The sequence below is a fragment of the Paraburkholderia sp. SIMBA_030 genome (assembly GCF_046535245.1).
In the GTDB taxonomy this organism is placed as follows: domain Bacteria; phylum Pseudomonadota; class Gammaproteobacteria; order Burkholderiales; family Burkholderiaceae; genus Paraburkholderia.
This window is the reverse complement of the sequence record NZ_JAWRXB010000659.1, coordinates 1-268: the sequence shown is the minus strand read 5'-3', so window position 1 is coordinate 268 and position 268 is coordinate 1. Positions and strand designations below refer to the sequence as shown.

At 69.4% G+C, this 268-nt stretch carries 1 pseudogene; it reads left to right on the top strand.

Annotation, left to right across the window (positions count from 1 at the left end):
* Positions 1 to 268: pseudogene (locus SB772_RS41595) on the top strand (amino acid ABC transporter substrate-binding protein); the annotation flags it as partial.

The window sequence follows — 268 nt, the reverse complement described above, 5'->3', positions numbered from 1 at the left end:
CTCGCGATCACGGGCGGCTACGGCTCGAACTCGGTCAGCCCCGCCTCGGAGGCCGCCGACAAGGCCGGTCTCGTCTACATCACCTCGGGCGCAGTGGACAGCGGCATCACCTCGCGCGGGCTCAAGCGCTTCTTCCGCGTCGGGCCCGCATCGGGCTATTCGAAGGCGATGCTCGGCCAGCTCGACGCGATGGGCGCGAAGTCGGTCTCCATCGTCGCGTCCACGAGACAGGCGACCGCCGACGTGAGCAGCGACGTCGCCAACAAGC